Below are 1501 nucleotides of genomic sequence, written 5' to 3' on the forward strand. Positions count from 1 at the left end.
CTCCGGAGCTGACGCTCGAGCGCTGGTTCACGGCCTGGGACTTCGACGTGCTCTGGCTCGTCGCCGCAGGCTTCGGCCTCTTCCTGTACCTCGCCGGTGTGCGCCGCCTGCGCCTGCGCGGCGACCGCTGGCCGATCCACCGCACCGTGTTCTGGGTGCTCGGCATGCTGATGCTCGTCTGGGTGACGAGCGGCCCGCTCAACGCGTACCAGGAGTACCTGTTCAGCATCCACATGATGGGCCACATGATGCTGTCGATGGCCATCCCGCTGCTGCTGGTCTCCGGCGCCCCCATCACGCTCGCTCTGCGCGCGATCCACAAGCGCGACGACGGCACCCGCGGTGGTCGCGAGTGGATCATGTGGGCCGTGCACTCGCCGTTCTCCCGCGTGGTGACCCATCCGTTCGTCGCAGCGGCGATCTTCATCCTGTCGCTGTGGGCCTTCTACTTCACCGACCTGGTGCGCTGGTCGATGTACGAGCACCTCGGTCACGAGTGGATGGTCATCCACTTCCTGATCTCGGGCTACCTGTTCGTGATGAGCCTGATCGGCGCCGACCCTGTGCCGTACCGTCTGCCCTACCCCGGTCGCCTGATCACCCTGATCGCCGTCATGGCGATGCACGCCTTCTTCGGCATCGCGATCATGATGCAGGAAGGGCTGATGGTCGCCGACTGGTTCGGGTCGATGGGCCGCGACTGGGGTGTGGATCCGCTGCAGGACCAGTACGTCGGTGGCGGCATCGCCTGGTCGATCGGCGAGATCCCGACGCTGATCCTCGCGATCACGGTCGCGATCCAGTGGAGCCGCAGCGACACCAAGCTGCAGCGCCGTGCAGACCGGCATGCCGACCGCACGGGAGACGCCGAGCTCGAGGAGTACAACGCCAAGCTCGCCGCCCTCGCGGAGCGCGACCAGCGCGGAAGCCGCTGAGGCCGACGCCCGACCCGGTCAGTCGACGGCGGGGTCGCCGGGGGAGCCGATCCTGATCGACGCGGATCCGTCGGGCAGGATCGCGATCGTCCCGGTGAGTTGGAAGGGCACGTCCTCCGCCAACGGCTGGGTCTTGCCGTCGAACAGCGAGCGGATGTCGACCTCGACGTGGGCGACCGCGTCCGTCGTCGGGATCTGCCACTGCCCGCCGTCGGGGGTGACCGTGACCTGGGGCTGCGTCGCGATCGACCACTTCGGCGCGGAGGCGAGTCGGTTCGTGACGCGCAGGCCGAACGGGCAGGCCGTCGGCTGGAGCACCTCCTGCGTCGTGCACTCCGTGAGGAAGGCCTCGACCCTTTCCTGAACCACGTCGACGAACTCATCGGTCGGCTCGGTCTGCACATCGAGCGGTGTGACGGCCAGGGGAGTGTCGGCGAGGACCCCGTGGCCCGAGGCGGTCGAGATCGCGGTGTCCACCGTCACCGCGTACAGGCCCGGCGTGAACACGAGCAGCGGCAGCGGGTCGAGCGCGACCGCATCGACGCCGTCGATCGACACCTGGCGCC

At 68.5% G+C, this 1501-nt stretch carries 1 protein-coding gene and 1 pseudogene; one reads left to right on the forward strand and one right to left on the reverse strand.

The window, feature by feature from the left end; genetic code table 11:
- Positions 1-935: cytochrome c oxidase assembly protein (locus tag KZA10_RS14950; protein ID WP_218683284.1), on the forward strand; the 935-nt coding region annotated here is incomplete at its 5' end.
- Positions 936-953: 18 nt separating this feature from the next.
- On the opposite strand, the pseudogene KZA10_RS14955 reads toward KZA10_RS14950, so the two are convergent.
- Positions 954-1501: pseudogene (locus KZA10_RS14955) on the reverse strand (hypothetical protein); the annotation flags it as partial.

The sequence above is a fragment of the Microbacterium sp. BF1 genome, assembly GCF_019279095.1.
GTDB classification, from domain to species: Bacteria; Actinomycetota; Actinomycetes; order Actinomycetales; family Microbacteriaceae; genus Microbacterium; species Microbacterium maritypicum.